General features: G+C 45.2%; 19 protein-coding genes. 6 read left to right on the top strand and 13 right to left on the bottom strand.

The window, feature by feature from the left end:
- Nucleotides 1-292 precede the first annotated feature (292 nt).
- Nucleotides 293-1,258, bottom strand: coding sequence for a xylose isomerase (locus A0256_11660; GenBank protein AMR32029.1), 966 nt, complete (start codon nt 1,256-1,258; stop codon nt 293-295).
- Nucleotides 1,259-1,663: 405 nt separating this feature from the next.
- Here A0256_11660 and A0256_11655 point away from each other — a divergent pair, with 405 nt between their 5' ends.
- Nucleotides 1,664-2,020, top strand: coding sequence for a hypothetical protein (locus tag A0256_11655; protein ID AMR32028.1), 357 nt, complete (start codon nt 1,664-1,666; stop codon nt 2,018-2,020).
- A 107-nt stretch (nt 2,021-2,127) separates the two neighbouring features.
- Here the strand turns inward: A0256_11655 and A0256_11650 are convergent, their stop codons facing one another.
- Nucleotides 2,128-3,336, bottom strand: coding sequence for a histidine kinase (locus A0256_11650; GenBank protein ID AMR32027.1), 1,209 nt, complete (start codon nt 3,334-3,336; stop codon nt 2,128-2,130).
- A 137-nt stretch (nt 3,337-3,473) separates the two neighbouring features.
- Here A0256_11650 and A0256_11645 point away from each other — a divergent pair, with 137 nt between their 5' ends.
- Complete coding sequence (locus A0256_11645) at nt 3,474-4,256, top strand: alpha/beta hydrolase (GenBank protein AMR32026.1); 783 nt, start codon at nt 3,474-3,476, stop codon at nt 4,254-4,256.
- Nucleotides 4,257-4,274: 18 nt separating this feature from the next.
- Here A0256_11645 and A0256_11640 read toward each other — a convergent pair whose 3' ends face one another.
- From A0256_11640 to A0256_11615, 6 genes are all read right to left on the bottom strand, one after another.
- Nucleotides 4,275-5,222 (bottom strand): hypothetical protein, encoded by a 948-nt coding sequence (locus A0256_11640; GenBank protein AMR32025.1) that lies wholly within the window; start codon nt 5,220-5,222, stop codon nt 4,275-4,277.
- Nucleotide 5,223: 1 nt separating this feature from the next.
- Nucleotides 5,224-6,684, bottom strand: a complete 1,461-nt coding sequence (locus A0256_11635) for an acyltransferase (GenBank protein ID AMR32024.1) — start codon at nt 6,682-6,684, stop codon at nt 5,224-5,226.
- A 42-nt stretch (nt 6,685-6,726) separates the two neighbouring features.
- Nucleotides 6,727-7,209 carry a hypothetical protein gene (locus A0256_11630; GenBank protein AMR32023.1) on the bottom strand — a complete coding sequence of 161 codons (483 nt, stop codon included), beginning with the start codon at nt 7,207-7,209 and terminating at the stop codon, nt 6,727-6,729.
- 64 nt (nt 7,210-7,273) lie between these two features.
- The gene (locus A0256_11625; GenBank protein AMR32022.1) at nt 7,274-8,035 is read right to left on the bottom strand and encodes an ethanolamine ammonia-lyase; all 762 of its coding nucleotides are present in this window, start codon (nt 8,033-8,035) and stop codon (nt 7,274-7,276) included.
- Nucleotides 8,023-9,408, bottom strand: a complete 1,386-nt coding sequence (locus tag A0256_11620; GenBank protein AMR32021.1) for an ethanolamine ammonia-lyase — start codon at nt 9,406-9,408, stop codon at nt 8,023-8,025. The genes A0256_11625 and A0256_11620 overlap by 13 nt, the downstream gene beginning before the upstream one ends.
- Nucleotides 9,409-9,471: 63 nt before the next feature.
- A complete protein-coding gene (locus A0256_11615; GenBank protein ID AMR32020.1) occupies nt 9,472-10,821 on the bottom strand; it encodes an ethanolamine permease in 1,350 nt (449 codons plus the stop codon).
- A gap of 172 nt (nt 10,822-10,993) precedes the next feature.
- On the opposite strand from A0256_11615, the gene A0256_11610 reads away from it, so the two are divergent.
- From A0256_11610 to A0256_11600, 3 genes are all read left to right on the top strand, one after another.
- Nucleotides 10,994-11,668: a hypothetical protein gene (locus tag A0256_11610; GenBank protein ID AMR32019.1), complete on the top strand. Its 675-nt coding sequence runs from the start codon at nt 10,994-10,996 to the stop codon at nt 11,666-11,668.
- Nucleotides 11,669-12,001: 333 nt separating this feature from the next.
- Nucleotides 12,002-13,576 carry a trehalase gene (locus A0256_11605; protein AMR32018.1) on the top strand — a complete coding sequence of 525 codons (1,575 nt, stop codon included), beginning with the start codon at nt 12,002-12,004 and terminating at the stop codon, nt 13,574-13,576.
- Nucleotides 13,577-13,888: 312 nt separating this feature from the next.
- Nucleotides 13,889-14,935, top strand: a complete 1,047-nt coding sequence (locus A0256_11600) for an endonuclease (protein ID AMR32017.1) — start codon at nt 13,889-13,891, stop codon at nt 14,933-14,935.
- 46 nt (nt 14,936-14,981) lie between these two features.
- Here A0256_11600 and A0256_11595 read toward each other — a convergent pair whose 3' ends face one another.
- From A0256_11595 to A0256_11585, 3 genes are all read right to left on the bottom strand, one after another.
- Nucleotides 14,982-15,278, bottom strand: a complete 297-nt coding sequence (locus A0256_11595) for an RNA methyltransferase (GenBank protein AMR32016.1) — start codon at nt 15,276-15,278, stop codon at nt 14,982-14,984.
- Between the two features lie 363 nt (nt 15,279-15,641).
- The gene (locus tag A0256_11590; GenBank protein AMR32015.1) at nt 15,642-17,681 is read right to left on the bottom strand and encodes a glycosyl hydrolase family 65; all 2,040 of its coding nucleotides are present in this window, start codon (nt 17,679-17,681) and stop codon (nt 15,642-15,644) included.
- Nucleotides 17,682-17,692: 11 nt separating this feature from the next.
- Nucleotides 17,693-19,021: a phosphoesterase PA-phosphatase gene (locus A0256_11585; GenBank protein ID AMR32014.1), complete on the bottom strand. Its 1,329-nt coding sequence runs from the start codon at nt 19,019-19,021 to the stop codon at nt 17,693-17,695.
- Between the two features lie 201 nt (nt 19,022-19,222).
- On the opposite strand from A0256_11585, the gene A0256_11580 reads away from it, so the two are divergent.
- Nucleotides 19,223-20,161 carry a hypothetical protein gene (locus tag A0256_11580; GenBank protein ID AMR32013.1) on the top strand — a complete coding sequence of 313 codons (939 nt, stop codon included), beginning with the start codon at nt 19,223-19,225 and terminating at the stop codon, nt 20,159-20,161.
- Nucleotides 20,162-20,227: 66 nt separating this feature from the next.
- Here A0256_11580 and A0256_11575 read toward each other — a convergent pair whose 3' ends face one another.
- Both A0256_11575 and A0256_11570 read right to left on the bottom strand, forming a co-directional pair.
- A complete protein-coding gene (locus tag A0256_11575) occupies nt 20,228-23,548 on the bottom strand; it encodes a hypothetical protein (protein AMR32012.1) in 3,321 nt (1,106 codons plus the stop codon).
- Between the two features lie 6 nt (nt 23,549-23,554).
- A complete protein-coding gene (locus A0256_11570; protein ID AMR32011.1) occupies nt 23,555-26,854 on the bottom strand; it encodes a hypothetical protein in 3,300 nt (1,099 codons plus the stop codon).
- Nucleotides 26,855-26,867: the final 13 nt, after the last annotated feature.

The raw sequence follows: 26,867 nt of genomic DNA, 5'->3' as shown, positions 1-26,867 counted from the left end.
ATATTAAGGACATAATATTTTTTTAATTAAATCAGGTAGAAATACTTGATTTAATTAAAAAAATATCTTTCAATTGATGAACATCTAAATATTTGATTGAAAACGATATAGAATACAACTAACGCCACTTAAATAGTATTTCAACCATTTACGCTTCGGCATCCATACGATTTCTTGTTAACGAATAATTAATTACAAATCAATCGCAAGCATTATGATTAATAATATTACTACTATTAAAATATAGCAAAAATAATAAGAGCGGATCATTTTAATCCGCTCTTATTATTTGCTAGCTCAATGCCTTTACCGCGTATTCACGGCAAATTTTGACTTCTTTTACCGCGTCGGATCCTTCGGGCAGATTGTACTCCAGCTCGATGGTGGCCGGGAACTTGTATTTGTTCTTTTTCATGAGTGCCAGCACTTCTTTTATCGGCGTATCGCCCTGGCCCCATGGCGCGTTGGGCCCATCGTGAAACTTGCGGTCTTTAATGTGCATGCTGGTGATGCGGTCATGATATTTTTCGATGAAAGGCACCGGGCTGCTGCTGGTGCCGGATGCATAGTGCCCGATATCTAAATTGATACCGTTGTAGCGCGATTGGGCCAGGGCAGCATCCCAAAGTGTTGGGGTAGCCTGGGTGTGTGCATGGTAGCCTACCATCATTTTATGTATGGCGGCCAGGTCGCCAAGGCGTTTGGTTTGTGCCTCGTCCGGCAGTTCTACGGTAACATGGCTGCAGCCTAGTACCTCGGCCGCGTTAAAAGCGTACGCTATTTCCTCATCAGTATTACGCGCACCCAATGCATTTGGTTTCCAGGCGTAGATGGTTACACCTGCATCATTGTACATTTTGCGCAGTTGTTTAAATTTATCCATAGTTGCAGAAGCGCGCCATTCGGCTATACGCTTTGGATAATCGGCATTGGCGGCTTTTTCCTCATCGGTTTGCGGTTTCCCCCAAACGCCTGCCCTTTGCGGTGCCCCTGCATACGCCTCGGCGGCATCACCCATTAACTCGATGGCGCTGATGTTGCACTCCAGACAGTATTTTAACAGGTCTTCCGCCGTACCCGGCATGCTGCGGAACGAATAAGTGATCACTCCTAACTGCACCCCGTTAATAACAGAATTAGGCTTTGCCGCGGAGGTGACGGCCGCTGCAAAGGACGATTTTGATAAGAAAAATAGGCCGCTTGCGGCTAAGGCGCCGCTGCTGATAAACCGGCGACGGCTAAGTGAGTGCTTTTCCATGTAGTTGTTATTGGTTTGGTAAATTTTGGTTAACCAAAGTTATCATTTAACTGATACGGGCTCCATCTGTATTAAAACTGTTACCTTTTTAATACTGGCGTTGAGTATTGATGACGCTGACCGACAGGGATTGTAAGGGTTTAGCCCGGAGGGCCGGAGCTCAGCGCAGCCCTGCAAAGCCCGGCCCGCAGGAGGCGCCATCAACTGGTTTGGATCAAAACTCAACTGGCAACCGTATAAGCTAATTGCCCTTGTTCGGGCATGTTCGGGGTGTTTACGCTTGTTTAAACGCGTTTATCTTTTTAAAATGTAAACACTAAAACACACTTAAAGCCCGTTCAATTATAGGGTGTACAAACTAATTAACTCAGCATCGGTAAATTATTATACCTTTACACCACACGCATGGAAGAAAGAAAATATTTAACAACCTGGAAAAGATACATCCCGGTTATCCGTTTGCATTTGAAAAAAAGCCTGACTGAAGAGCAAAGCTTTAAGTTAAACATAACCGATTTTGAGTCTGCGGGCGACCGTGGCAAATCTGGCTATACCTTTAACCTGACCCTGGAGAACGGTAAGGTGACCAACAATATCAGTGGGTCTGCAGTTGCCCGCGACCTTTTTGAAGCGCTGAAGGCTGATGATGCCATCAAAGCCTTTTTACAGGAAAGAGCAGTAAAGATTTCGGTAGGAAAGTCATTCCTGCTCAGCATAAAAACCACGCACATTTCGAGTTTTAAAACAGAAACGCCCCAGTAATAAGGGGCGCTATTGTTTTATGGGAATTTTATTACCGGAGTTGAATTAGTTTTTGCTCTCCTTATAAGTCCTGTCTTCAAATTATAAGGCAAGTAAATAACCAATTTTTATACCCGGGACTGCGGCAGCACAATTTCAAAATTAGCCCCCTGGTTGGGGTGCGAGTAAATACGCATCTGTCCTTTCAAACTATCCACCAGGTGTTTTACCAGTGCTAAACCAAAGCCATAACCCTGTTCTCCGCTTGTCCCGTGGGTAGAAGTAGCTTTGCCCTGCAATATCATATCAATAGCATCCTGGCTCAGACCTACGCCCGTATCTGTAACGTTTATCTGTAAAAGGTTGCGGGTTTCCTCAATCTTCAGGCTCAGCTCAATCGCTATTTTACCATTTTGCGGTGTAAACTTCATGGCATTGGAGATGATGTTACCAGTTATCTGCAACAGCTTATTTTTGCTAAATGGTATTGTTGCCGAATTTACAGAGGTACTGATCAGAAAGTTCATATTCTTGTTTCGGGCCTGGGGTGAATACAGCTTCTCCAGCTTATCTTTAAATACCAGCAGGTTAAATTCATCAGCCTGCAGAGTTCTCTGCCTGGGCAAATCCATGCCGAGGATCTCATCTGCCAATTCCAGCAAGGAGCGGCCACTGCGCTGGATGAGGTTAATAAACTCCAGCACTTCCTCTATTTCGTTCTCGTGCCCCTGCTCGCTTATTACTTGTGCCAGGCCGATGATGCCACCCAACGGTCCGCGGATATCATGAGCCACTTTCTTCTTGCTTTCATTAGCATCGTGCAGCTTGGATTTAAGGCCGTTGATAATTTTATGTGCTTTTAAGCGGTTTACAATTTCACCGGCAATGATTTTGAGCAGTTCTATTTTTTCGGGGGAGAGGATCTTTAGATCCCGATCTAAAACACACAGCGCCCCCAAGTTATGGCCGTCATCTGTTTTTAAAGGAATTCCGAAATAGTACTTCAGTTTCGGCTCCCCAATCACAAAAGGTTTGGAACTGAAACGGTCGTCAGCAGTAAAGTCCTGCACCTCGAATTGCCCCTCGCCAGCAGCAATGGTATATTGACAAACGGACTCTTCGCGAGGAACGGGCTCAACTTCCAATCCGTGACTGGTTATGGTCCACAGCGTAAAGGCATCGATCAGGTTCACCAGCGAGATAGATGTTCCGGCTACTTTTGCAGCAAGCTTTGCCAGGTCTTTAAATGTATCCTGAAAACTATTATAGTCCAGGTCGTAATCAGCCAGGCTAATAATCCGGCCCATTTCATTATGAGGGATTGGGAAATTGCTCATTTATTAGTTTTTGGGTCTGCTGTTAAATACGTATTTTTAATTTTATAGTTGCGCGTTTTACATTAATAATTGAAAATTACTCAAGCCTAAATAACAGTATTCAATCCACATCACATTTAACCCTTAATCAAAATGCTATGGCGCCAATTATCTTAAAGGGCTATATTGCTACAAACGGCATTAATATGTATTACGAGAGCCATGGTGAAGGCGGCACGCCGCTGATACTCATCCATGGCGGTGGCTCAACCATTTACACCACCTTTGGCAGGTTATTGCCGGAGCTTGCCAAACACCGCAGAGTAATTGGTGTGGAATTGCAGGCCCACGGCCATACGGAGGACCGTGAATTACCAACCTCTTTTGAGCAGGATGCTGATGACGTGGCAGCACTGATTATAGCGCTTGATTTGGGCAAGGCCGATGTGTTGGGTTTTAGCAATGGCGGCAACACAGCGCTGCAGTTAGCTATCCGCCACCCAAACCTTGTTAATAAACTGGTAGCGGCATCTGCCTTTTACAAGCGCAGTGGTATGTACTCCTGGTTTTGGGACTTCATGAAGAACGCTAAACTGGACTTCATGCCCAAACCGTTACAGGATGCGTTCCTGGCCATCAACCCCAGCAAGAATGCATTGCAGGCAATGCACGACCGAGATGCCGTGCGCATGCAAACCTTTACCGACTGGCCCGACGATTTGCTAAAAGCCATTGAAGCACCTACCCTGCTGTTGTTTGGCGATGCTGATGTGATGACACCCGAGCATGGGGTAGCAATGTTTCGCTTAATTTCTAAGGCTAAATTAAGTATACTCCCCGGCAAACATGGCGAATATATTGGAGAGATATTGGAAACTGATAGTAACAGCAAAATACCTATGGTAACAGCGATGCTGATCGAAGACTTTTTGGACAGTTAACAATTTATAAAAGGTTGCTTATCTGTTCACCCCGATCTTAGCTTTCTGGAGGATCTCGATGATCCTTTTGCCCCGCAGTTCTCTGCCTTTGGGCGTAAGATGGTATTCGGTATCATAGAACAAGCTGTCTGCAAATACCGAATTTTCGGGCGTATTTAAAATCGGGATCTTCAGATCTCGTTGTAAGTCGCGATCAAAGGCTTTAATCACGTCCGCACGGGAGTGATAGATCAATTCGTCAAAAGCTGGATAGAGGAAATAAACTTTCACTCCTTTTTGATCTGCAAATGTTTTAAAATCGTTCAAAACGGGGATATCCTGGTTTTCCTGGTAACTGAGAATCACCTTTTTCAAAAACTCATGAGAGGGGTGCGGATCAAAGTTGCGTACCACATCACCGTTCTCGTTAAAAGATCCCCTGGAGTAAACTACATTAGTGGGGAATTTACGGATAGCATGGCCCGTTAAATTAGAGAAGGTGATATAGAAATTATGCTGAAGATCGTCGATAAAAAAATCATGCAATAATTGATCAGCGGTACGTTTAAAATATTTGCCGGCGGGCGGATAAATGCGTTGGGCTTGCTTTTTGAAGCCATAGCTACCCGCAACCTCTAAATAGTACTCCGGCGATATAATTACGATGTCCCCAGGGCGTACAATGTCACGGATCTCATTAATCATAAAATCAAGACCCAGGCTGGCATTCAGGCCCATGTTGACAACCGGCAAACCGGTAGCCTGCTCAATTGCTTTGCTGTCTACCCCGAAAGCTACGTTAGATCCTCCGCAGAAGATGATGCGCGGTGACTCCATTTTGTTTGCATAGGCGTGCTTATCAACAATAGCCCCTATATAGCCGTCATTACCTACCGCTTTAGCTGGATAGTAATTGCGGTTCATTGCAAACACCAGCAGTATCAGCACCAAAGTAAAAACCAATAAATTCACTACAAATCGTTTCATCTTAAAATTGGAAATACACAAACTGCTGAGAAACACCGGTAAAATAAAACACCGAAATAGCGATAGTTAAATAAAACACCCACCTAACCGGTTGGGGCCAGGCAATTCCCGTTTTGGCAATAGCAAACTGCTGCTCGCGGCCTATCCACTCTATGATAACGAACAATACCACCAACACGATCAGCGCCCCCGCATTTACGGAGCCGCCCATAAACATTTCTCCTTTAGGCAAAGTGAGGGTAGACCGTGAAAACATGGCACGAATATAACTTATTGCCAAATGCACACTCTCTGCCCGGAAAAAGATCCAGGCAAAAACAGTTAAAGCGAAGGTGGTTAGCATTTTTACGACATCCGCAAGCGATGGCAGTAATTTACCCTGGGCCACAATCTCTAAATTGTTGCGGTTACGTTTTAACAACATTAACGGCATAAAGTAAAGGGCGTTGAGGGCACCCCAAATAATAAAAGTCCAATTGGCGCCATGCCAGAGGCCACTTACTATAAAAATGATAAAGATATTACGTACCTGGTTCAATAAGCTACCCTTACTTCCGCCAAGGGGAATGTACAGATAATCTCGAAACCAGGAGGAAAGAGAGATGTGCCAGCGGCGCCAAAATTCAGCAATATCACGGGAAAAATAGGGGAAGGCAAAATTGCGGATTAGTTCTATCCCAAATAACCGCGCAGTACCCAGCGCAATATCCGAATAGCCCGAGAAATCGCAATAGATCTGGAAGGCAAAAAAAAGCGCCCCCATTACCAGCACGCTACCAGGATAGTGTGTATAGTTGTTAAAGATCATATTAGCGTATTCTGCGCAGTTATCGGCTATTACCACCTTTTTGAAAAGGCCCCATAAAATTTGCCTTAAACCGTTATTAGCCTGGGTGTAGCTAAATTGCCTTGGGGCTTCAATTTGAGGCAGCAAGTGGGTGGCCCTTTCTATCGGCCCAGCTACCAGCAGTGGGAAAAAGCTTACGAATACCGAATAATCCACAAAATCACGGGTAGGCTCAATACGCTTTTTGTATATATCGATAATGTAGGAGATACCATGGAAAGTGTAAAAAGAGATCCCGACCGGTAGTATCACGTTAATGGTGCCGAAGTTTGATTTAAAACCCGCGTGGTTAAGCAGCAGTGCAAAGCTATCTGTAAAGAAGTTATAGTATTTAAAAACCCCTAAAAAACCAAGATTGATGATTATACTGAGCCACAACCAGAACTTTCTCCCCGCAATTGTTTTAGATTGGAAGATCTTAATTCCGGTGGAGTAATCCAGAAAAGTAGAGAACATCAACAAAAACAAGAAGCGGTAATCCCAAAAAGCGTAAAAAAAGTAACTGGCAGCCAGCAGCAGTATATTTTGAAACCGAAGTTTTTTACTGCCTATAAGCCAATAAAGCGCAAATACAATGGGGAGATAAACTGCAAAATTTAAAGAATTGAAAAGCATATGTGAAAGTAAGCAGCGGGGTAACCTTGGTAAACACCTTGTTTAGTTATTCAATAACTCTTGTTGCTGGTAACTCAGTGCGAGGTGATCTGCAATCTTATCTTTTGTTGGCCTAATATAGATAAAATAGCCAATGACTATTGTAGCAATAACCAGAAAAAACAGGATCCCGGTCATGAAAAATGCTATAATGGCCAACATAACTGGTGCCTCCAATAATGCAAACCTGGTGATCAGCGCAGTTTGATAATCCATCAGTTTGCTTTCAAGCGTTTGTGCCTGGCTAATTTTACCAAGCTTTTGTTTAAATAAAAAATTACTGGTGAAAAAACCGCAAACCGCAGCAACCGGCACAATAATAACCAGTGGGTCGTCGGTAAATCTTATATTGATGATGATCTTTTTATTCATCGCCAGCGATACAATAGCAAACAATACCTGGCCAATTAACATTGCGAGGTGGATAATAGCAATCGCTTTTAAATACTTAGGAGGCGTTTGTTGAAAATCCGGGTTAGGCGGCATTATGATAATATTTAGCGGTAAGATACAAGGATAATTTAAAGATAAGGCGGAGTCGCCAATTTTCCTAATCCAGCAGGCCTTCGTTGTCTTTCAGCGCCACACCCGAAATTTGCTTTGAGAGCGATTCGCAAATGAGGTAAAACAGTTTATCGGACGCCTGCTGAATGGGCAACCCCTCGGGGCGGATGTTGGAAATGCAATTGCGCGAATCATCTGTTAAACCCGTTTTGGGCTGGTAAGTTAAATATGCGCCCATACTGTCCGCAGCACTAAGTCCCGGGCGCTCGCCGATCAGTATTACCGATAGACTTGCTTTTAACTCATCACCTATGCCATCGCTTATGGCTACCCTGCCCTGTTCTACCAGGCAAATAGGTGCCAGCTTTATTTTAGCAGCCAGCAGTTTAGGGATCAGTAATTTTAAAAGGTTGAGGGCATTTTGGTTCATAGCCGTTGCCGACAACCCGTCGGCCAGGATCAGTACCACGCCATTATTCTGTACCTGATCGGCCAGGCGGTTTACCGATACCTCATCCAGCAAGCGGCCAAGATCCGGCCGTTGCAGGTATTGCTCGCGGTTGGCTGCCCGGCTGTGCAGCTGCAAAACGGGCAGGTTAAACTGCATCAGCTCGTCGGCCAGCGCTTCGGTATCCATTTTTGAATATACAGCATCACGTGCATGGGCATGGGCCAGCTTAAATTCTAACGACTGTTTAGTGGGGATGCTGGTACCTGTGCTGCCAATAGCTATCCGCGCCTGCGTAAACTGCTTTAGGAAGCTCAGGGGCTCGCTTTCTTCCCACTCATGCCTTATTATTTTAGCCATAGCGAGGTGGATTTATTTAAAAAAGCCTGCGGACCACCTTTTACAGGACTACCATTATCATCGGTAATGCCTTGCCGCACCAGCCACTGTTCAAACTCCGGCGCCGGTTTAAAACCCAACACCTTGCGCAGATACAAAGCATCATGAAAAGAGGTAGATTGGTAGTTCAGCATAATATCATCTGAACCAGGGATGCCCATGATGAAATTACACCCGGCAACACCAAGCAAAGTAAGCAGGTTGTCCATATCGTCCTGGTCGGCTTCGGCGTGGTTGGTGTAACAGATATCCACACCCATAGGCAGGCCCAGCAGTTTCCCGCAAAAATGGTCTTCCAGCGCGGCACGGGTAATCTGTTTGCCATCGTACAAATACTCCGGCCCAATAAACCCCACTACCGAATTTACCAGCAGCGGTTTAAATTGCTTAGCTACAGCATAAGCCCTCGCCTCACAAGTTTGCTGATCTACCCCATAATGGGCGTTGGCCGATAGGGCACTCCCCTGCCCGGTTTCAAAATACATTACATTATTACCAACTGTTCCCCTGTTTAGGGATAAAGTTGCCTCATAGGCTTCCTGCAACAACGAGATACTGACGCCAAAACTGGCATTTGCCTTTTGTGTGCCGGCAATGGATTGAAAGCAAAGATCAACAGGCGCTCCTTTATTCACCAGTTCCAGCGTCGTAGTAATGTGGCTGAGTACGCAGGATTGTGTGGGGATATCAAATTGCTGGCGCAGCTTATCTATCAGCATAATAATATTCAGCACTGCAGCAGGGCTATCTGTTGCCGGGTTAATGCCAATACAGGCATCACCACTACCATACAGCAGGCCTTCTATCAAACTGGCAGCAATGCCGCGCGGGTCGTCAGTTGGGTGATTGGGCTGCAGCCGCGTGGCAAAATGACCCCTTAAGCCAATTGTATTACGAAACTTGGTGATCACCTCACACTTCTTTGCCACCGCGATGAGGTCCTGGTTGCGCATGATCTTAGATACCGCCGCTGCCATCTCGGGAGTTAGCGCGTCCGTTATACTTCTCAGCACAAACGTATTGGTTTCATCCAGCAGCAGCCAGTCGCGCAAGCCACCGACGGTTAGGTGACTGATTAGTCCGAAAGTTGCTGCATCGTGACTATCGATGATAAGCCGGGTAACATCATCTTCTTCATACGGTATCACGGCTTCATTCAGAAAATCCGTAAGAAACACGTCAGATAAAGTGATCTGTGCGGCAACCCTTTCCTCGTAACTCGCTGCACCAACACCGGCAAGCGCATCACCCGTACGGTGCGGCGATGCTTTGGCCAGCAGCACGCGCAAACTTTCAAACTTGTATACCTTACCCAGGATGGTGTGCTGATACATTAGTGATTTTGAATTATCGAACTGTTAATTGAGTAATCGAGTGCATCCGTGTAGATTTCTTTATTAAAGTACAATTCCCTGTTTAGGTGCATTGATCATTTCATCATCCATTATTTTGGTTTTGTGCTTGCCCATCATCACAAAAACTCCTATGGCAACCGCCAGCCCGGCATAAAATATTAGGCTGATGGTGAAATTATAGTACATGATTGCAAACAGGCACACGGCAGATATCAACAGCGCTATGGCCGGAAAAACCGGGTAAAATACAGCAGCAAAGGGCCGCTCGAGGTTGGGCTCTTTCGCCCGAAGCATAAATAAACTCACCATGCTCATCATGTACATTACCACGGCCCCCAACACCGATAATATGATGATTTGGCTGGTGGTGCCTGTATAAAGCGCAATAAAACTGATGATACCCCCGGCTATAATTGCCCAGTGAGGCGTTTTGAACTTTGCATTTACGTTTGCCAGCGTGCGCGGTAGATAACCGCTGCGTGCCATAGCAAATACCTGCCGCGATGAAGCCAGTATAGTACCGTGGATAGATGCGATAAGCCCGAATAAACCGATACTGGCAAAGAGCTGCGTGAGGCCGCTGCCTTTACCCAATACTATGCTGATGGCTTCCGGCAGGGGGTAATCAAGTTTGCTCAGTTTGCGCCAGTCGGTAATACCGCCAGTAAGGATCATTACCCCCAAAGCCAAGAACACCAGTGTGGCTAATGCATAAATATAGCCGCGCGGAATATTTCTTTTAGGATCTTTTACTTCTTCGGCTACCATGGCAACACCTTCTATGGCCAGGTAAAACCAAACGGCAAAAGGCAGGGCCGCAAAAACACCGCTCCAGCCAAATGGCATGGGGTTACTTAAATAATTGGCCATTTTAAAATGCGGGCCAACTATCCCCATAAACATCAGCAATTCGCCCACAGCTAAAATGGTGATGAAGACCGAAAATGTTGCCGACTCCTTAACTCCAGAAATATTCAAACTAATAAATACCAGGTTAAAAAAAACGGCCGATGGCAAAATACCCAAAGCCGGGTGCAGAAAATGTACGTAGCTGCCCAACGAAAAAGCGATCGCCGGCGTAGCGAATAGAAAATCTACCAGTGTGGCGTAACCGGCAACAAGTCCGCCGATTGGCCCGATGGCACGATAAGCATAGGCGAACGCCCCGCCCGCATGCGGTATGGAAGTGGTTAATTCGGTATAGCTAAAAATGAAGGTTATATACATTAAAGTTACCACCAGTGTAGCAATCAGAAAACCAATTGTGCCAGACACTTCCCAGCCAAAATTCCAGCCGAAATATTCACCGGAGATAACCAGGCCAACTGCAATAGCCCACAAATGCACAGGTTTAAGCACCCGTTTCAGCTGTTTCGAATCTGTGTTTTCCAAAGCGGTATGTTTATGTGCCTTTAAAGTACAGATAAAACCCGTTTGGTGGAAATTTTTGTTCTTTAATACGGCAAAACATCTAATTGTGTTATCTTAATCTAATATTAAAATAACCGTTCCTTAATATTCGCCTAATTTTTAACTTTGCCGCCCTAATTAAGCCATATTCTATATAGTGCCCCTTAACAATAAGCCCTCTATCAAAGAAGTCTGGGTAGCAGCCCTGCAGTCGCATAAAACCCGGTCAAAGATATTGCTGGGTTCTATCGTTACCATCATCATTCTTTCTACCATGCCGGTGTTTTTTAATTACATCGAGCGACGCAATGGGATTGTATTAAACGATTGGTTACTGGCTGCAATACCGGCCTACAACGTATCCCTTATGATCTTTGCGCTGATCTGGGGCATGGCCATACTCATATTGTCGAGAGCGCTTTATAATCCCAACATTTACATCAAATACGCGTGGACGCTGTTTTTTGTGAACCTTACACGGATGCTTACAATTTTCCTGTTCGCGCTAAATCCGCCGCATGGTATGGTACATCTGGTTGACCCGATCACCGGCATCTTCTACGGCAACAGGGTAATTACCAAAGATCTTTTTTACAGCGGGCATACCTCTACCATGATGCTTATTTTCCTGTGCCTTGAAAAACGAAACGATAAGATCATCGGCTTTATAGCGCTTGTATCAGTTATGGTACTGCTACTGGTACAGCATATCCACTATACGATAGACGTAATTGCGGCTCCGTTTTTTGTGTACTCCATATACCTCATCACCTGCCGCTTTTTAAAGCTGGATGTGCCGGGCAAACTTACCGGCGACTATCGGTCATAGTTTGTGATCATACCGAATCCTCTACTGACTACATGTAGAGTTAACTCACCCCCTGCCCCCTCTCTACAAGTAGAGAGGAGGAGACGTGGTAGAGAACTATTGTTTTCACCCTCTTTGCGTAGCAGAGAGGGTCGGGCAGCGAAGCGAACCCGGGGTGAGTCCACTCTGCGAGCGATAAATAATCGCCTTTCAGGTTTGAAACTTTAAGTGCCCCGCTAAAATCCACGCAAAACCTCTAAAACATCGGCCAATAAACAACTACAAAAAGCTTGACGTTAATTCATAAAAGCTTAAATTTATAGCTCGTTATAACCTACATTAACTGCAATTCACATGATTAAAAAGGCCCTGATTACCGCAATGGTACTTATTTCGGCATACGCAAGCGCGCAGCAAAAATCTCCCCGGCAACTGTTCCCGGGTTTGTTTGAAGCGGTGCAATCCTCAGATATTTTTCCTGACAACAAAACTTTTGTCGACTGTATACCAAACTACTCTCCAAACCTCATCATGAAGGCTTACAACGAGCAGATCGGAAAAACAGGGTTCGATCTGAAGGAATTTGTGCTGACCAATTTTACGCCGCCGGCTTCACCCACGCATGCTTTCCAAACCAATATAGAAGAAGGCATCCGCAAGCATATCGATACGCTTTGGCAGGTATTGCAGCGCAAGCCCGATGAAACCTCCAAACTATCATCGCTTGCGGCACTGCCCAATCCCTACATCGTACCGGGTGGCCGCTTTCGCGAGATCTATTACTGGGACAGCTATTTTACTATGCTGGGTCTGCAGCAAAGTCACCAGGAAAAAGTGATTGTTAATATGATAGATAACTTCGCTTACCTGATAGACACCTACGGCTTTATCCCAAATGGCAACCGGGCGTACTACCTTACCCGCTCGCAGCCGCCATTCTTCCCGTTGATGGTGAACCTGCTGGCAAAAAGTGGCGGTACCGAAGTATTGATGAAATACCAGCCGCAACTGATCAAAGAGTACAATTATTGGATGCTCGGCGGGGCCGGATTAGCAAAAGGAAAGGCAAACCACCGCACTGTACGCATGCCCGACGGTAGTTTGCTCAATCGCTACTGGGATGAAAGTGATGAACCGCGCGAGGAATCGTACATCAAAGATGTGGATGCTGCCAAACTGACCAAACAACCGCTACCCGTGTTTTACCACAATATCCGCGCAGCAGCAGCTTCAGGCTGGGACTTTAGCAGCCGCTGGTTTGACGCTTCGGGCCAACTGGCTACCATCCAAACTGCCGACTTGGTGCCGGTGGACCTCAACTGCCTGATGTATAATATGGAGCTCACTATAGCCCGCTCTTATCAGGCGAAACATAATTACCAGCTTTTTCAGATGTATCTCGGTAAAGCTGCCGCCCGTAAAAAAGCTATCTTAAAATATTGCTGGGACGAAAAAGCCGCCTGGTTTGTCGATTATAACTTTACCAACAATCAGCAAAGCAGTATCCCAACATTGGCAGCGGTATTTCCGCTGGAATTTAAAATTGCTTCTGATGCCCAGGCACAAAAAATTGCCGACGGTTTAAAAGCCAACTTTCTGAAAGCCGGCGGACTGGTGACCACCCTTAACTTCAGCGGCCAGCAATGGGATGCGCCAAACGGTTGGGCGCCGCTGCAATACATGGCTATAGACGGGCTGGAGAACTATAAGCACCACAATCTGGCAAAAGACATCGCCACCCGTTGGATGAACCTCAATATCCGCGTGTTTAAACAAACCGGTAAACTGCTGGAAAAGTATAATGTGGTAGATACCAGCCTCACCGCAGGCGGCGGCGAATACCCGCTGCAGGACGGCTTCGGCTGGACCAACGGGGTGCTGTTGAAGCTGATGAACCGGTATGGGTTTGAGGAGAAGAAAGGGGAATGACAGATGGTAAAAGGTGAAAGTTTAAAGCTGAAAGGCCAGAACATGTTGCTGATTGTTAATGGCGATGCCTCCGGCCCGGGTTATCCGCTGCAAATCCTCGCCCGGGCCAACGCACTGAGCCTGCGCGGGCTGTGGGTTTTACGCTGCTACCCCTATCGCAAAATAGGGCAGTAAATGGAGTTAGCAATATTTATTTTTGCTGGAATTGGGTCTTGTCCAGCTTGGTAAATACTGTCCGTCATCTTTCTTATCACAGCACTAAAACCTTTGGGGATAAAACGCATTTACTATCTTAAACCCTAATTTTACGCAATGCAACTGGCCATCATCATTTACTGCGGTATGCTACTTACATTCACCGCGCTCCCATTAATAAAGCATGATTATTGGGTTTTCCGGGTGTTTGATTACCCGAGGCTACAGAAGCTGTTTTTAAACGCAGTCGCTGTGACATTGCTGCTTTTTTGCTACAATGGGTCGGTAACTTTGAAATATGCCCTGCTGGCTGCCATCGTCATCAATATCATCCACCTGCTGTGGCTTATTTTGCCTTTTACACGCTTGGGTAAAAGGCAGGTGTTAAGGGCAGGCCTTAAAGATCCGCTGCGTAGTATCAGCATTGTAATAGCAAATGTTTTTCAGGATAATACCAACTCCAAAGGCTGCCTTCGCGTAATTGCAAATGCGAACCCCGATGTGGTAGTGTTGTTGGAAACCAATGAGCGATGGGACCAGGAAACCCGCAGCCTGAAAGAAAATTACCCATATTTTAAGCGGGTGCCCTTAGAAAATACGTATGGCCTGTTGCTCTATTCTAAATTAAAATTAATAGACACCGAAGTAAAATATTTGGTTGAGCTCGGCATTCCATCCATACATACGCTCCTCGAACTAAGGAACGGGCAGATGATCCAGTTTTATGCGGTACACCCTACCCCGCCCGTACCCACAGAAAACGTACGTTCTACGGAGAGAGATAAAGAACTTTTGCTGGTAGCCGACCTAGCCAAAGCCAGTAAATTACCTGTTATTACCGCCGGTGACCTTAATGATGTAGCCTGGAGCCACACTACCGAACTTTTCCTTAAAATGAGTGGCTTGCTGGATCCGCGGCGGGGGCGCGGCTTTTACAATTCGTTCCACGCCCATTATTTCTTCATCCGCTTCCCGCTGGATCATGCCTTTATATCCAGGCATTTTAAGCTTATTAAAATTAAACGCTTAGAAAACTCCAAATCGGATCATTTCCCGATCTATTTAGAAGTGCAGCTGGAAAACGATGCTTATGAACAGCAGGAACCTTTAGTAGCCGATGCGGAGGATAAAGAAGAGGCACAGGAAAAAAAGGAGAAAATATAGGCAGCAAGCCGCAATCAGGACTGTCCTGCTGAGACTGGCCGGGATTTTATTTTCTCTTGCTGATCTTATTCAGGGTAATTTGCCTTTGCAGGTTACATTTGAACCTGTCGGTGCCTTCCACCTGTAATTTGGTGTGTTTGGTTTGCCTGCCCTGTACCCTGGCGCGCCACATCTTAAAACTGGATAATTTCATCTCGCGACGCATCAGGTCAATCACCTTTTGTTCGGATAAACCAAATTGAATTTTAATAGCGTCGAAAGGAGTACGGTCTTCCCAGGCCATTTCTATAACGCGATCGATATCTTTAATGCTAAGTGCGGGAGCAGTTGAATTATTAGTCATTTTGTATGGTTAACATTTTGGAGCTGCGAATGTTGCTGGCTGTATCGATTTAAAGTGCATGGTGATAGCTTACCTGTTCAATCTCAACGTCATTATATAGTAAGTCAACTCTTATTCACAGGGAAAGTGTATATAAAATTAAATGGAGGGGGCTCCTCCGGAACCAATCTTTTGGCTTACTAGTTACCACAAACATGCGACTCCTCAGGAGTCAGATATTCACATTCTTTCCAACTCCGGAGGAGTCGCGTGTTTATAGTGCATAAATCATGTCTGTTACAGGCTCCGTAGGTGCCCCCTCATTATATTTTTTAGTCTTCCTTATTAATACTCGCAGGGACGTTCTGAACAACAAGCTATTGATCACTTCACTGTATAAGTCACCTTATTCATCCCAACCCCAGTTATCTTTAACGACTTCCAGTTTGCAGGCAGTTTGCTTTTTACCTGCACAATACCAGCTGGTGTAATATCTACCCCGCCGAAGCCCATTACTATCGCCTGTATAATTCCCCCTGCCCCGGTTGCAAAATAGGGGTTGGTGCCGCCCTTTGTTTCTGCAATTACGCGAAACGGCGGATTAAGGTTTGGCTCGTAAGCTTCTTTGAACCAATGGTAAGCTTTTTCGCCATTGCCTAAGCGTGCATACAGTAATGCAAATACGCCTTGTGTCATGGCCGGGGTGCCTTCATTTGGCACACGGGTTTCGTAATATTCCAGGTCTTTTTTAATCTGAACCGGATCGGTTATAGTTTTTAAAGGATAGGCCAGCAGGTTAACGTCGGCTTGTTTAATGCCTTCGCCTTTATAAGTTGCAAATTCGCTGGTAACGCCGTTCTCCATTTTCAGGATAGGGATATTTTGCGCCACGTTCATCCAATCCGGATTGGCCTTAACACCTAAGATCTTAGCAGCCGCGGTAGCATTTTTTAAATTCACCTGCGCGGCTGCATTGGTAAAGGCATTGTTATCAATGTTCTCTGCCCATTCATCAGCCGCAACCACATTTTTAATATCGTAATGCCCGGGGCCGTTGCGTTCCACCCTGCTTGCCCAAAAATCGGCCGTAGCTGATAGGATCGGCCAGCCTTTTTCGCGCAGCCATTCTTTGTCCTGCGTTACGCAATAATAGTTCCAGGCCGCGTTGGCCACATCTGCTGTAATATGGTGCTCAAATGGTCCGCTTAAGGCCCATACCGGTGTTTCCTCTACCCCGCTGTCTGCACTTTCCCACGGGAACATTGCACCCTTAAAACCATGCGAAAACGCATTTTTACGGGCATTTTCCAATCGCTCAAAACGATACTCCACCATTGATCTGGCAATTTCCGGGTGCAGCACCAGCATTGCCGGGTACATCCACAGGTCGGTGTCCCAAAAAACGTGGCCATTGTAACCGAGGCCTGATAATCCCATTGGGGATGGCGATAAGGCAGAACCCTCGCGGGAAAAAGAATACAAGTGGTATAGCATGCTGTGTACATCCTGCTGCGCCTGTGGGTCGCCCTCTATCTGGATATCACTTTTCCAAAGATCATCCCAGGCCTGGTTGTGGAATTTGATCAGTCGGTCTTTTCCTTCCAGCAATGCAAAAATGGTTAGGCGTTCGGCTTCGTTCAGCGGGTCGGGGTGATGGGCTGAAGTGATAGACGAACCTGTTACGCCATAGGAGTAGGTTTGCCCTGCCCCAATTTGACGGCTAAACTTCATCAGGTGCATATTATTATCCCACATCTCGTGAATCACCCTGGGTTCCTGCCCGTGCGGCTCGTTAAATAAAAAAGAAGTGGACGCACACAACTGCAATTTACCGGTGGGGCTTTTGGCCGTAGAGGTTAACAGGCTGATGGTGACATGCGGCCGGTCTATCTCGTTATAATAATTCTCTACCTGTTTCAACGCGTCGGGCGCTTCCATTACGCTGGCTGCGGTGATGTTGATCGGCTTCCTGGCAGTTACGGCCACATCCATCAACACGGTAAACGGCAGTTGCCTTAAAGAATAATAAGTGTATTTAATGCTGGCTTTATCTGCATAATCAAAAGTGGTGGTCATAGCTGCATGCTGCATATCCAGCTCCTGCTTAAAGTTGCTTACCAATTTGGCATCAAGGCGTTTGCCGTCCACCTCCAGGTACATGTTCAGCAGATTAAAGCTATTTAAAAAATTGCTAACCCGGCCACGACCGTACAGATCGTACGCACCGGCCAGCACCACATTCTTCACCTTAAAAGGCTCCGGAGACGATACGATACCGATCATTCCGTTAGCCACGGTGATGCCGTAATAATTAGCCGGATCGATCTTATCGGCCTTGATCACCCATGGAGAAATACTTTGGGCATGCAGATTTATATGGGTACAAGCGCTGATGAGCAGCAAGAGGGTTGTAATTCTTTTCATTAACAAACAGTTTACTTTATCTTCAGATATAATTTTCCAGTCACCAAACCGCCTATTTTTCGCCCCTGCACATTACCTTCAACACAAGCGTTTTTGTAATGGATGCCGCCATATACCCGCGACATCGCCGCCTCCTTGGCCGCTAACCTGAACGATTTAAACTTACGCGGTGCTATGCCGAATTCAGATTCAGAGGAATCGGTATAAGCGATATCGTCACCAAAATCATGGGTCAAAACTTCCGCAGCTGCCGAAGAGATTACTGCGTGCCCACTGATGTATTCCGGGAATGGAGGCGTTTGGATGTATGGTCGCCAATCCGGATTGATCAATTTGGTGATCACTGTTTCGGGCCGTACGCTGTTGGACTGGTATTTTACATACCAGCAATTGATAAAAGCATCAAACAAGGCGATGGACGTTTCGGTATAGGCGGCTACAGTGGTGCCGAAATCGGCTTTTTTTAACCGGGTAGCATAGCCGGCGATATTCATCCAATGGCCTCCGGGCGAAAACTTTTTGGTAGCAAACGAGGCATGACCAATAACATTCAGTTTAAAAGCATTATCATCCCAAAAATCGGCCATATGTTTTTGCTCCGGGGTAAGGCTGTCTACCATGGTTTTAACCTCCATTAGCTCTTTATAAAACTTACTGTGTTTATCAGTCATGTTATAGGGTGGCGGCTCAGGTGCGGGTATCTGCGATGCAGAATCTAAAACCAAGGGTCTGATTTCTCCCCAGTGTGGTTCCAGTGCCTGGGCATACATGGGCGGCGTGGGGATCCAGCGGCCATCGGTACGTTTTACGGTGTATTTGCTTGCGGAGCGGGTTTGGGCATAATTATCCTTTTTACTCCAGCTCATGATATGCTTCGCAACCGAATCTGAATAGGCAACGGTGTTTTTAAAAACATCCGATGGCATCCCTGCATCTTTAGCCTTTTGCTTCAGCTCATCCACATATGTTTCCATACTGCCTTCGGGGAAAGTAACCGCGTTACCAACCACACAAAATGATAATATCGATGCAAATTTGTAATCAATCTCTTTGTCTTTTGGCGGTGCCGGGATAGCGGTTAGATGTTTAATCTGCCCTGCCAGGGACCGGAAATGCTTTGGATCACTGGCCGCAATCACCTCATAGGCCGCGATATTGGCGTAAGCGTAATTACGCGATGCAATCACGGGCGGAAAATTATTTTCGAGAACGATATCATTGAGCCTTTTTACCGTGATCCGGTAAAGCTCGGGGTTATCGGTAACTTTTTGATAGTCAGATTTCTTGCAGGATGTAATCAGCAGCATTACACCTGTAATTAATAACAGGATACGGTTCATCATTAACTATTGGTTTAACAAAACAACCCGCCGGCGGGCAGCGGTACAGAATTGGTTTTTTCTTTGTTTACAGGCTAATATAGGGGTTTTTGAGGATATCATTCAACATAAAAACTGTTCGGTTTTAAGTGCCCGAATTAGTTACTTTTGCATCACCTAAAAGCGCTTTAGCTTACTCAAATTTAAACTGTAAACTTTTTTATGAAGAAACCTGCTCTGTTAGTACTCGGCCTGATGCTAATCGGCATTATCAGTACTTATTTTATAGTTCCCCAGTTTATTGTGGCTAAAAGTACAGTTAACGTTGATGTTACTGATGTAAACGTGTCCCGGTTTTTAATGATTAAACAAGCCTGGCCAAAATGGTGGCCCGGGCAGCATAATCCCGCCGACGGCGACCTGTTTACCTACGACGGCAAGAGTTACACCATCACCAAAGATGCCAACAGCTATGTAGCGCTAACTACCAACACGGGCAAAATTGAATTGGCCGGCAAACTGAGCTACTTTGCTTTAGATGATGGATCTACCGCTGTAGAATGGACCGCCCAGAAACAAAGCAGCCTTAACCCCATTGAGCGCGTGCTGGAATTCATCAGAATAAAACAGGAACAGAAACGTATGGATACCATCCTGACTGCTTTTAAACAGTTTGTTGTTAAAGACCAAAACCTGTACGGCATCAATGTAAAGGTGGCCAAAGTAAAAGACGGGATTATGCTGGCAACCAATACCGTCAGCAAAAGCGCACCGTCTATGGCGGTGATTGAGGCGCTGGTAACGGGCCTGCGTAAACAAATAGCGGCACAAAACGCGAAAGAAACCAATAAGCCGATGCTCAACATTAACCAGGCGGATGACAAAGGATACCAAGTTATGGTGGCTATACCTGTTAACAAAGAAATTGCACCCGGGCAGGGAAACGTTATTAACCGGATGAATGTTGGCGGAAATATTTTAGAAACTGAAGTAAAAGGCGGCAGGCATACCATAGATAATGCTTTTACACAGCTGAAAAACTACCAGAAAGATCACAGCCTGATATCTCCGGCTATGCCTTTTGAATTGATGGTGACAGACCGCAGCATAGAAAAAGATACAGCCAAATGGGTAACTAAAGTTTACTGGCCTATTTTTTAATTTCAGGGCCCTTAAATTTCCCCCCGGACAGGAGATTTAGTTTTGCAGGCAAATTACCAAATCAGATCAGGGTGTTATCAGCAATAGCTTTCCATCGTAAGTTGCTACGATAAAAGATTTGCCGGTGGCAGTTTTTATCGCTTGCGGGGCTGTCATTTCCTGGAAATTAAACAGCGGGTTTACCCAGTACTGTGGTGCCGAAATGCTTTTGCTTTGCTTATTATAATGTGCAGTTACCAGCCCTAAAGCATCATATTTACCTTCGTAAGGTACTACGCCCCAAAAGTTGCCGTTGAGCAGTACATCACCATTATTTAGTGGCGTGACTGAGTTAATGGGCGCTTGCTGATACAAATAAGGCAATTCCTTTACTGTTTTAGCGTGCAGCACATCGCTGATAAATACACTACGGAATTCATTGGCAACCAGGCGGCCACTATCACTTAACTGATCTTGGAAGATTTCATCAGTAGTTTTATCAGCCATTTTCTGAAAACTCAGAAATTGCTTTTTTAAATACGGCAGTTCCTGCTCCAAGTCATTCTTAGGGCGGAAGGGGTAGTATTTCCCCTTGTAATTATAGGACAATATCAAGTCTTTCTTACCATCTTCATCCAAATCCTTGTTATAGGCATACAGCGGCTGTTCGGCGGTTACATTGTACTTGCTGTTTTCGCCCCAGTTGCCCGCAATTAGGTCGGCTTTACCATCGCCATCCAGGTCGGTTATGGCAGCAGAACGCCACCAGCCTTTTGCACCATCAAGCAATGCCGATGTAAATTTACTTAGTTTATTGTTTTTATTGAGGAAGATCTGTACCGGTGCCCACTCAGATGTGACAACGATATCGGGCGTTCCGTTATGATCCACATCATTTGCCGATATACTGGTTACGTAGGGTATCCCTTTAATATTCTTATAAGTCCCCGCAGGGGCAGCCATAAAATTGCCCATCCCTTTATTTAAAAGCACCTCTGCCGTTGCCGCCCGCGTATAATCTGTAAATGATACCGCCGCGGTAAAAAACAGATCCTGCAAACCATCGCCATTAAAATCATAAGCAAATAACTTTGCAACTGCATTGTTGAGCTTTGGCAGGGCTTTATATTCGAATTTGAAGTCGCCCTTATTGATATAAAGTCGTGGCTGGGTGCGTTTATCAGGTTCTGCCAAAGGATGATTGGCACTCATTATTAACAGATCCGGCAGCCCATCGTTGTTAACGTCTATCCATTGTGCCTCGGTATCGCCTGCTGGTTTGGCTGCTAAAAATGCATCTACCTTAATTTTGGTGAAACCACCGGTTTTATTACCGGCCAGAATATATTTATCATCGCCGGCAATACCGCCTACATAAATATCGCCAAGGCCATCGTTATTTACATCAGCCACCGCAATAGCCGGTGTATGCGGTAAATAAGTATGGGGCAATAGATTATAGTAGTTAAAATCGGGGGTGTCATATTGCTGCAAATCTGCCAGTACGGAAGCCTTCACAGGCACATAACTAGATTGTTGCGCACCTTTAAGATAATCGTTTAGTAAGGTGGATAAATCTGTGGTGCTTTGCGTTTGGCTTTTATTATAGGTGATGACTGTTTTCTTATTGGTACTGAAACTTTTAATTATCTGGTAGGAATTATCCGGCCACACCACCATTAATTCCAACGGCTTATCGCCGGGCAGGAAAGTGAAAGTGAGGTTATTGCCCTGGGTGCTTTCATAAGCCGTGCTGGTTTGAATTTCCTGGTGATCCAATTCCTTTGCTGAGCGCAGGAAAAACCTGGTGCCAATACCGTCCGGGTTCAGTTTTGTGTACTTAACACTAAAGTTGAGATAGGCTGGTTTGCTGTCACCCGCGTTTTCCATCGTCATATTTTGGTAGATAGAGGCCGGCGAATCCATGTTGTTAGCCACCATATCCAGGTCGCCATCGTTATCCAGATCGATAGCCAGCGCACCTGCCGACTCTGTGGTGTCTCGCATATCGTTCCCTTCAGAGATATCTGTAAATTTCAGCTTGTCGCCGCCGTGGTATAAAAAGTTATGCACCTGCCCATCAGGCATCAGGTTAATTTTTTCTTTATCAAAAAATCTGCTGGTTTTGAAATCCTTCACCACGGCAGGGTCGCCCAGGAATTTAAGGTAGTCCATATCGTTTAGCCGTTTTTTAATACCGTTGCTAAAGAAAAGATCCTTGCGGCCATCCATATCAAAATCCTGCACCAATGGCGACCAGGTCCAGTCGGTAGCCGAAACACCCGAATACAAACTCAAATCCACAAACTTGGTACCGTTGCCTACATTGAGTTGGAGGCTATTTTTAGAATACTGGTAGTAATATCCGGCATTAACTTCCTGGTTATAAATATCCAGCGGTTCATCATTAATGGTAGATTTAAGCACCTTCATTTCTTCGGGCAGCATATCCGTACTAATCACATCCAGGTGCCCATCCTTATTAACATCGCTGATGGCATTTCCCATGGAAAACAAGCTGGTATGCCCAAAAGCACTTTTCAATTGCTCTTTAAAGGTTCCGTTCTTTTGGTTTACATAATAGTAATCCTGTTCAAAAAAATCATTGCTTACGTAAATATCGTCCCAGCCATCGTTATTTAAATCGCCAATGCTCAGGCCCAACCCATAGCCTACCGGGGCGGAGTAAATCCCCGAACCCTGGGTAACATCGGTAAACTTACCGTTATCATTCCTAAACAAATGATCCCCGGCATCGTGGCTGTATTTAAAGCGTTGGGTGGAATCGCCATAGGTGTCGCTACTGTGTACCGACGAAGTAAGCAGGAACATATCCAGGTCGCCATCTTTGTCATAATCAAAAAAGCTAGCCTGCGTGCTAAAGCCGGCAAAATCCAGCCCGTATTTTGCAGCCTGCTCGGTAAACGTTAAGTCACCATTATTGATGTATAGCTGATTTTTACCTTTAAAGCCCTTAAAGTTACTCACTACGCATACGTAAATATCCTTTAGGCCGTCGCCATTGATATCTACCACAGTAACGCCGGTCTTCCAGCTGCCTTTACCGGCCAGGCCAGCTTTTTTGGTAATATCCTCAAACTTGAGGCCGCCTTTATTCAGGTACAATTTGTTTTCTCCCTGGTTAGAGGAGAAGTAAAGATCCGGCAGGCCGTCGTTATTAAAATCGGCCGAGGCTACTCCTGCCCCATTATAAAAGTACAGGTAATCGAGTATGTTGACAGAATCACTTACCTTATTTTGGTTTACAAAATCAACGTGACTGTCTTCTGGTGCTACCAGCTTAAAAATGCCGTCACCTGCTTTTTTTGATTTACAGGATGTACCCCAGCAGAGCAGCGCGGCCCCGCAGATCAATAGAAAATGCTTGTAAAAGTTAACTTTCAGCATGGCAGCTTAACGTAATTTATAGGCTTTAAGCTTGTCATCATTCAATCCGAATAAAAAGTATTTTTCGCCGCGGCTGTTTTTGATCGTCAGCGAAGAGCGCACCTGGCCCGACAGATCCATCCCGCTTTGTGATGGCGAAATATACACAAATCCGCTTTTACTATATTTATAAATTTGCCCGTGACTGGCATCCAAACGGCCCACTTCCGGCTTAAACCCGTAAAAATTACCGGCCAGTATAATGGAAGGCAAACCGCTTTTATCAATATCATCACACACAATGGTATTCACACTGGAAAGCTGCGGGTTGTAAGGCAATGGTTTAGCTACGAATTTACTTCCTTCATTCATAAACACGGTTGAGGCCAGCCAGTTCATCGCATGTACTTCTGCCCCTTCCAACTGATCATCCGGAAAAATCTCATTAAATGGCTTGCCTGCATAATCGTTGTATTTTAAATACTTCTTTTTTAGCAAAGGCATTTGGCCAACCAAATCAGGCTTCATGTGGAAGATGTAGTTTACGTGATCGCTTTTGTACATGGAGGTAATGCATTCTTTAGTGCCATTCTTGTCAAAATCTTTAATGTAGATTTTCATCGGGTCCTCAAATGAGGCTTTGAATTTTACGTTCAGGCCAATATTACCTGCAATAATATCCGGCTTGCCGTCACCGTTCACATCGGCAACGGCCAGGCTGCTCCACCAGCCTTTGTATTTTTCAAGTTGTTTATCTTCGGTAAATTTGCCCCTGGTATTTTTAAAGATCCGGATCCCCATCCAGTTGCCGGCAACTACCAGGTCCTGGTAACCGTTGCCGTCCAGATCTGCCCATTGCGCGGACGTCACCATGCCCAATTTAGTATCCCCGCCCAAAACCTGTTTAGATACATCGGTAAAATGCCCGGCACCATCGTTACGAAACACATAAGACTCCGGAGAGGCCCCATAAATACCGGGTACACTCCGTCCGCCAATAAACAGATCCAAATGCCCATCCTTATCATAATCGCAGGCCATTAATACCGATGCATTTACAGCTGCCGCTAATGATTTCTGCGGATTACGGTGCAGGTTGCCCTTGCCATCGTTTTCGTAAAAACGAGGTAAGTAAACTCTTGAGCCTGCTTCATCCTCGTTGCCGCCTACCCCAATGATGAGGTCTTCATCACCGTCGCCATCAAAATCCCCAAAGGCTGCGCCAGCATTTTCAAGGTAACTTTGTGTACCCAGGTCGCTTGGAACATATTTATGAAAGCTGCCATTTTTTTTCTGAATATAAATAGCCGCTGCAGCATCTTTAGACGCACCAAAATAAAAATCAGCCAGGCCATCTTTATTGATGTCGCCTTTTGCCATGTAAGGGTTTTCGGTAGAAAGCATTTGTAGCATCAGCCGTTCATTATCAAAATCAATGAAACCGTTTTCGGCATGTGCCGGAACCGAATCAAACAGCGCTTTGGCGGTTTCGGTAAACAGCGGCTTAACTGTTTTTCTAGTAAAATCGTAAGTGAGTTTTGCGTTGGCTATGCTGTAAGTATGAACTTTGTTGGTCGCCAGATTTTTGGCCACCTCATACTTACCGCCGGGCCAAATGACCTGGATCGAATCCACCTTATTTTCTTTACCTAACCCAATACTGATCAAATTAGGCGAAGTGCTGCTTTGAAAGCCGCGTGTAGGCTGCTGGTAATAAACCAGCGACTCCCCTTTTGCAAATACTTTGATAGTACTGCCCACACCAAAACGGTTAAATTTATCGCCCTGTAATTTTACCTGTATAAAATTGTTCTTCAGCCGCTCTGCATTGTTTTTGTAAACGAACAACGGTGAGTTAACATTATTAACAATCAGGTCATTATCACCATCCCCATCCAGATCGCCGTAGGCCGCGCCATTACTAAATGAGGGATCATCCAGCCCAAACTCTTTAGCCTTGTTGCTGAAAGTGAGGTTATGGTTGTTAGAGAAAGCATAATTGGATAGCGGGGTTGATACCATTTTATCCGTAAAGTCTTTGTAATCGAAAGATTTCTTCTCCGCGATCTTATCCATGCTCTCCCGGTTGCCCAAAAACTCAATGTAATCCTGATCAGTAAGATCCTTATATATGCCATTGGATACAAAAATATCCTTCCAGCCGTCGTTATCCATATCAAAGAACAGCGCGCCCCAACTCCAGTCGGTAGCGGCTACGCCTGCATTAAAGGCCACTTCAGAAAAAGTTCCGTCGCCATTGTTCAGTTGCAGGCAATTTTGCATGTACTGGTTAAAATAACCATCGTGCTGTTTTAGTTTAATCACATCGAAAGATTCGAAGGAGGTCATTTTCTTTAAACGTTTGTCGCCTTCGGGGAGCATTTCGGTAGTGAAAATATCCAGGTTGCCATCATTGTTAATATCCGCAATGTCCGACCCCATGGAGGCCAGGCTCAGGTGCCCGGTTTCGTTTTGGATGTCTTCTTTAAAAGTCCCGTTCTTTTGATTGATATACAGGTAATCCCGTTCAAAAAAATCATTGGAAACATAGATGTCCGGGTAGCCGTCGTTATTAACATCTGCTACAGAAACGCCAAGTCCAAAGCCAATATCACTGCTAAAAATGCCCGCCGTTTTGGTCACGTTGGTAAAATGGCCGCTATCGTTGCGATATAGGCGGGCGCCGCCAAGCGGGTCGACCACGCTGCGCAGGTTTTTGCTAAAATCAAATGACCCAATTGGCCGGAAAGAATTATTCAGAATAAAGCAATCCAGGTCACCGTCGTTATCAAAATCAAAAAATATGGCCTGGGTGGAGAGTCCGTTATCTACCAGCCCATATTTTGCGGCCTCTTCTTTAAACGTACCGTTGTGCTGGTTAATGAAAAGTTCATTACCCTTCCTGTCAATAATATTGCCGCTATGGCATACATAAATATCCAGCCAGCCATCACCATTGATATCCACCATGGTTACCCCGGTGCTCCAGTATTTGGTACCTTTAACACCGGCCTTATCCGTAATATCTTCAAATTTCCAATTACCCTTATTGAGATAGAGTTGATTGCCGCCCTGGTTAGAGGTGAGGTAAACATCATTTAAACCATCATTGTTAATATCACCAATGGCAACACCGCCCCCGTTGTAATAATTACGAAAGGTAAATACATTGGTACGGTCCTGCTCGTTTAGCTGGTTTACGAAATTGATCCCGATGTCCTTGTTTTTTTGCAAGGAAAATAAGGGGTTATCAACGCCATTTTTATGGCAGGATAAGATGAAAACCGAAAGAAAAAATAATAGTATTAGGGGGTTTTTTATAAACATTACAAAGTTTAGA

The organism is Mucilaginibacter sp. PAMC 26640 (assembly GCA_001596135.1).
Classification (GTDB): Bacteria; Bacteroidota; Bacteroidia; order Sphingobacteriales; family Sphingobacteriaceae; genus Mucilaginibacter.
Note: the sequence above shows the minus strand (reverse complement) of the source record. Positions and strands in the feature narration are given on the sequence as shown.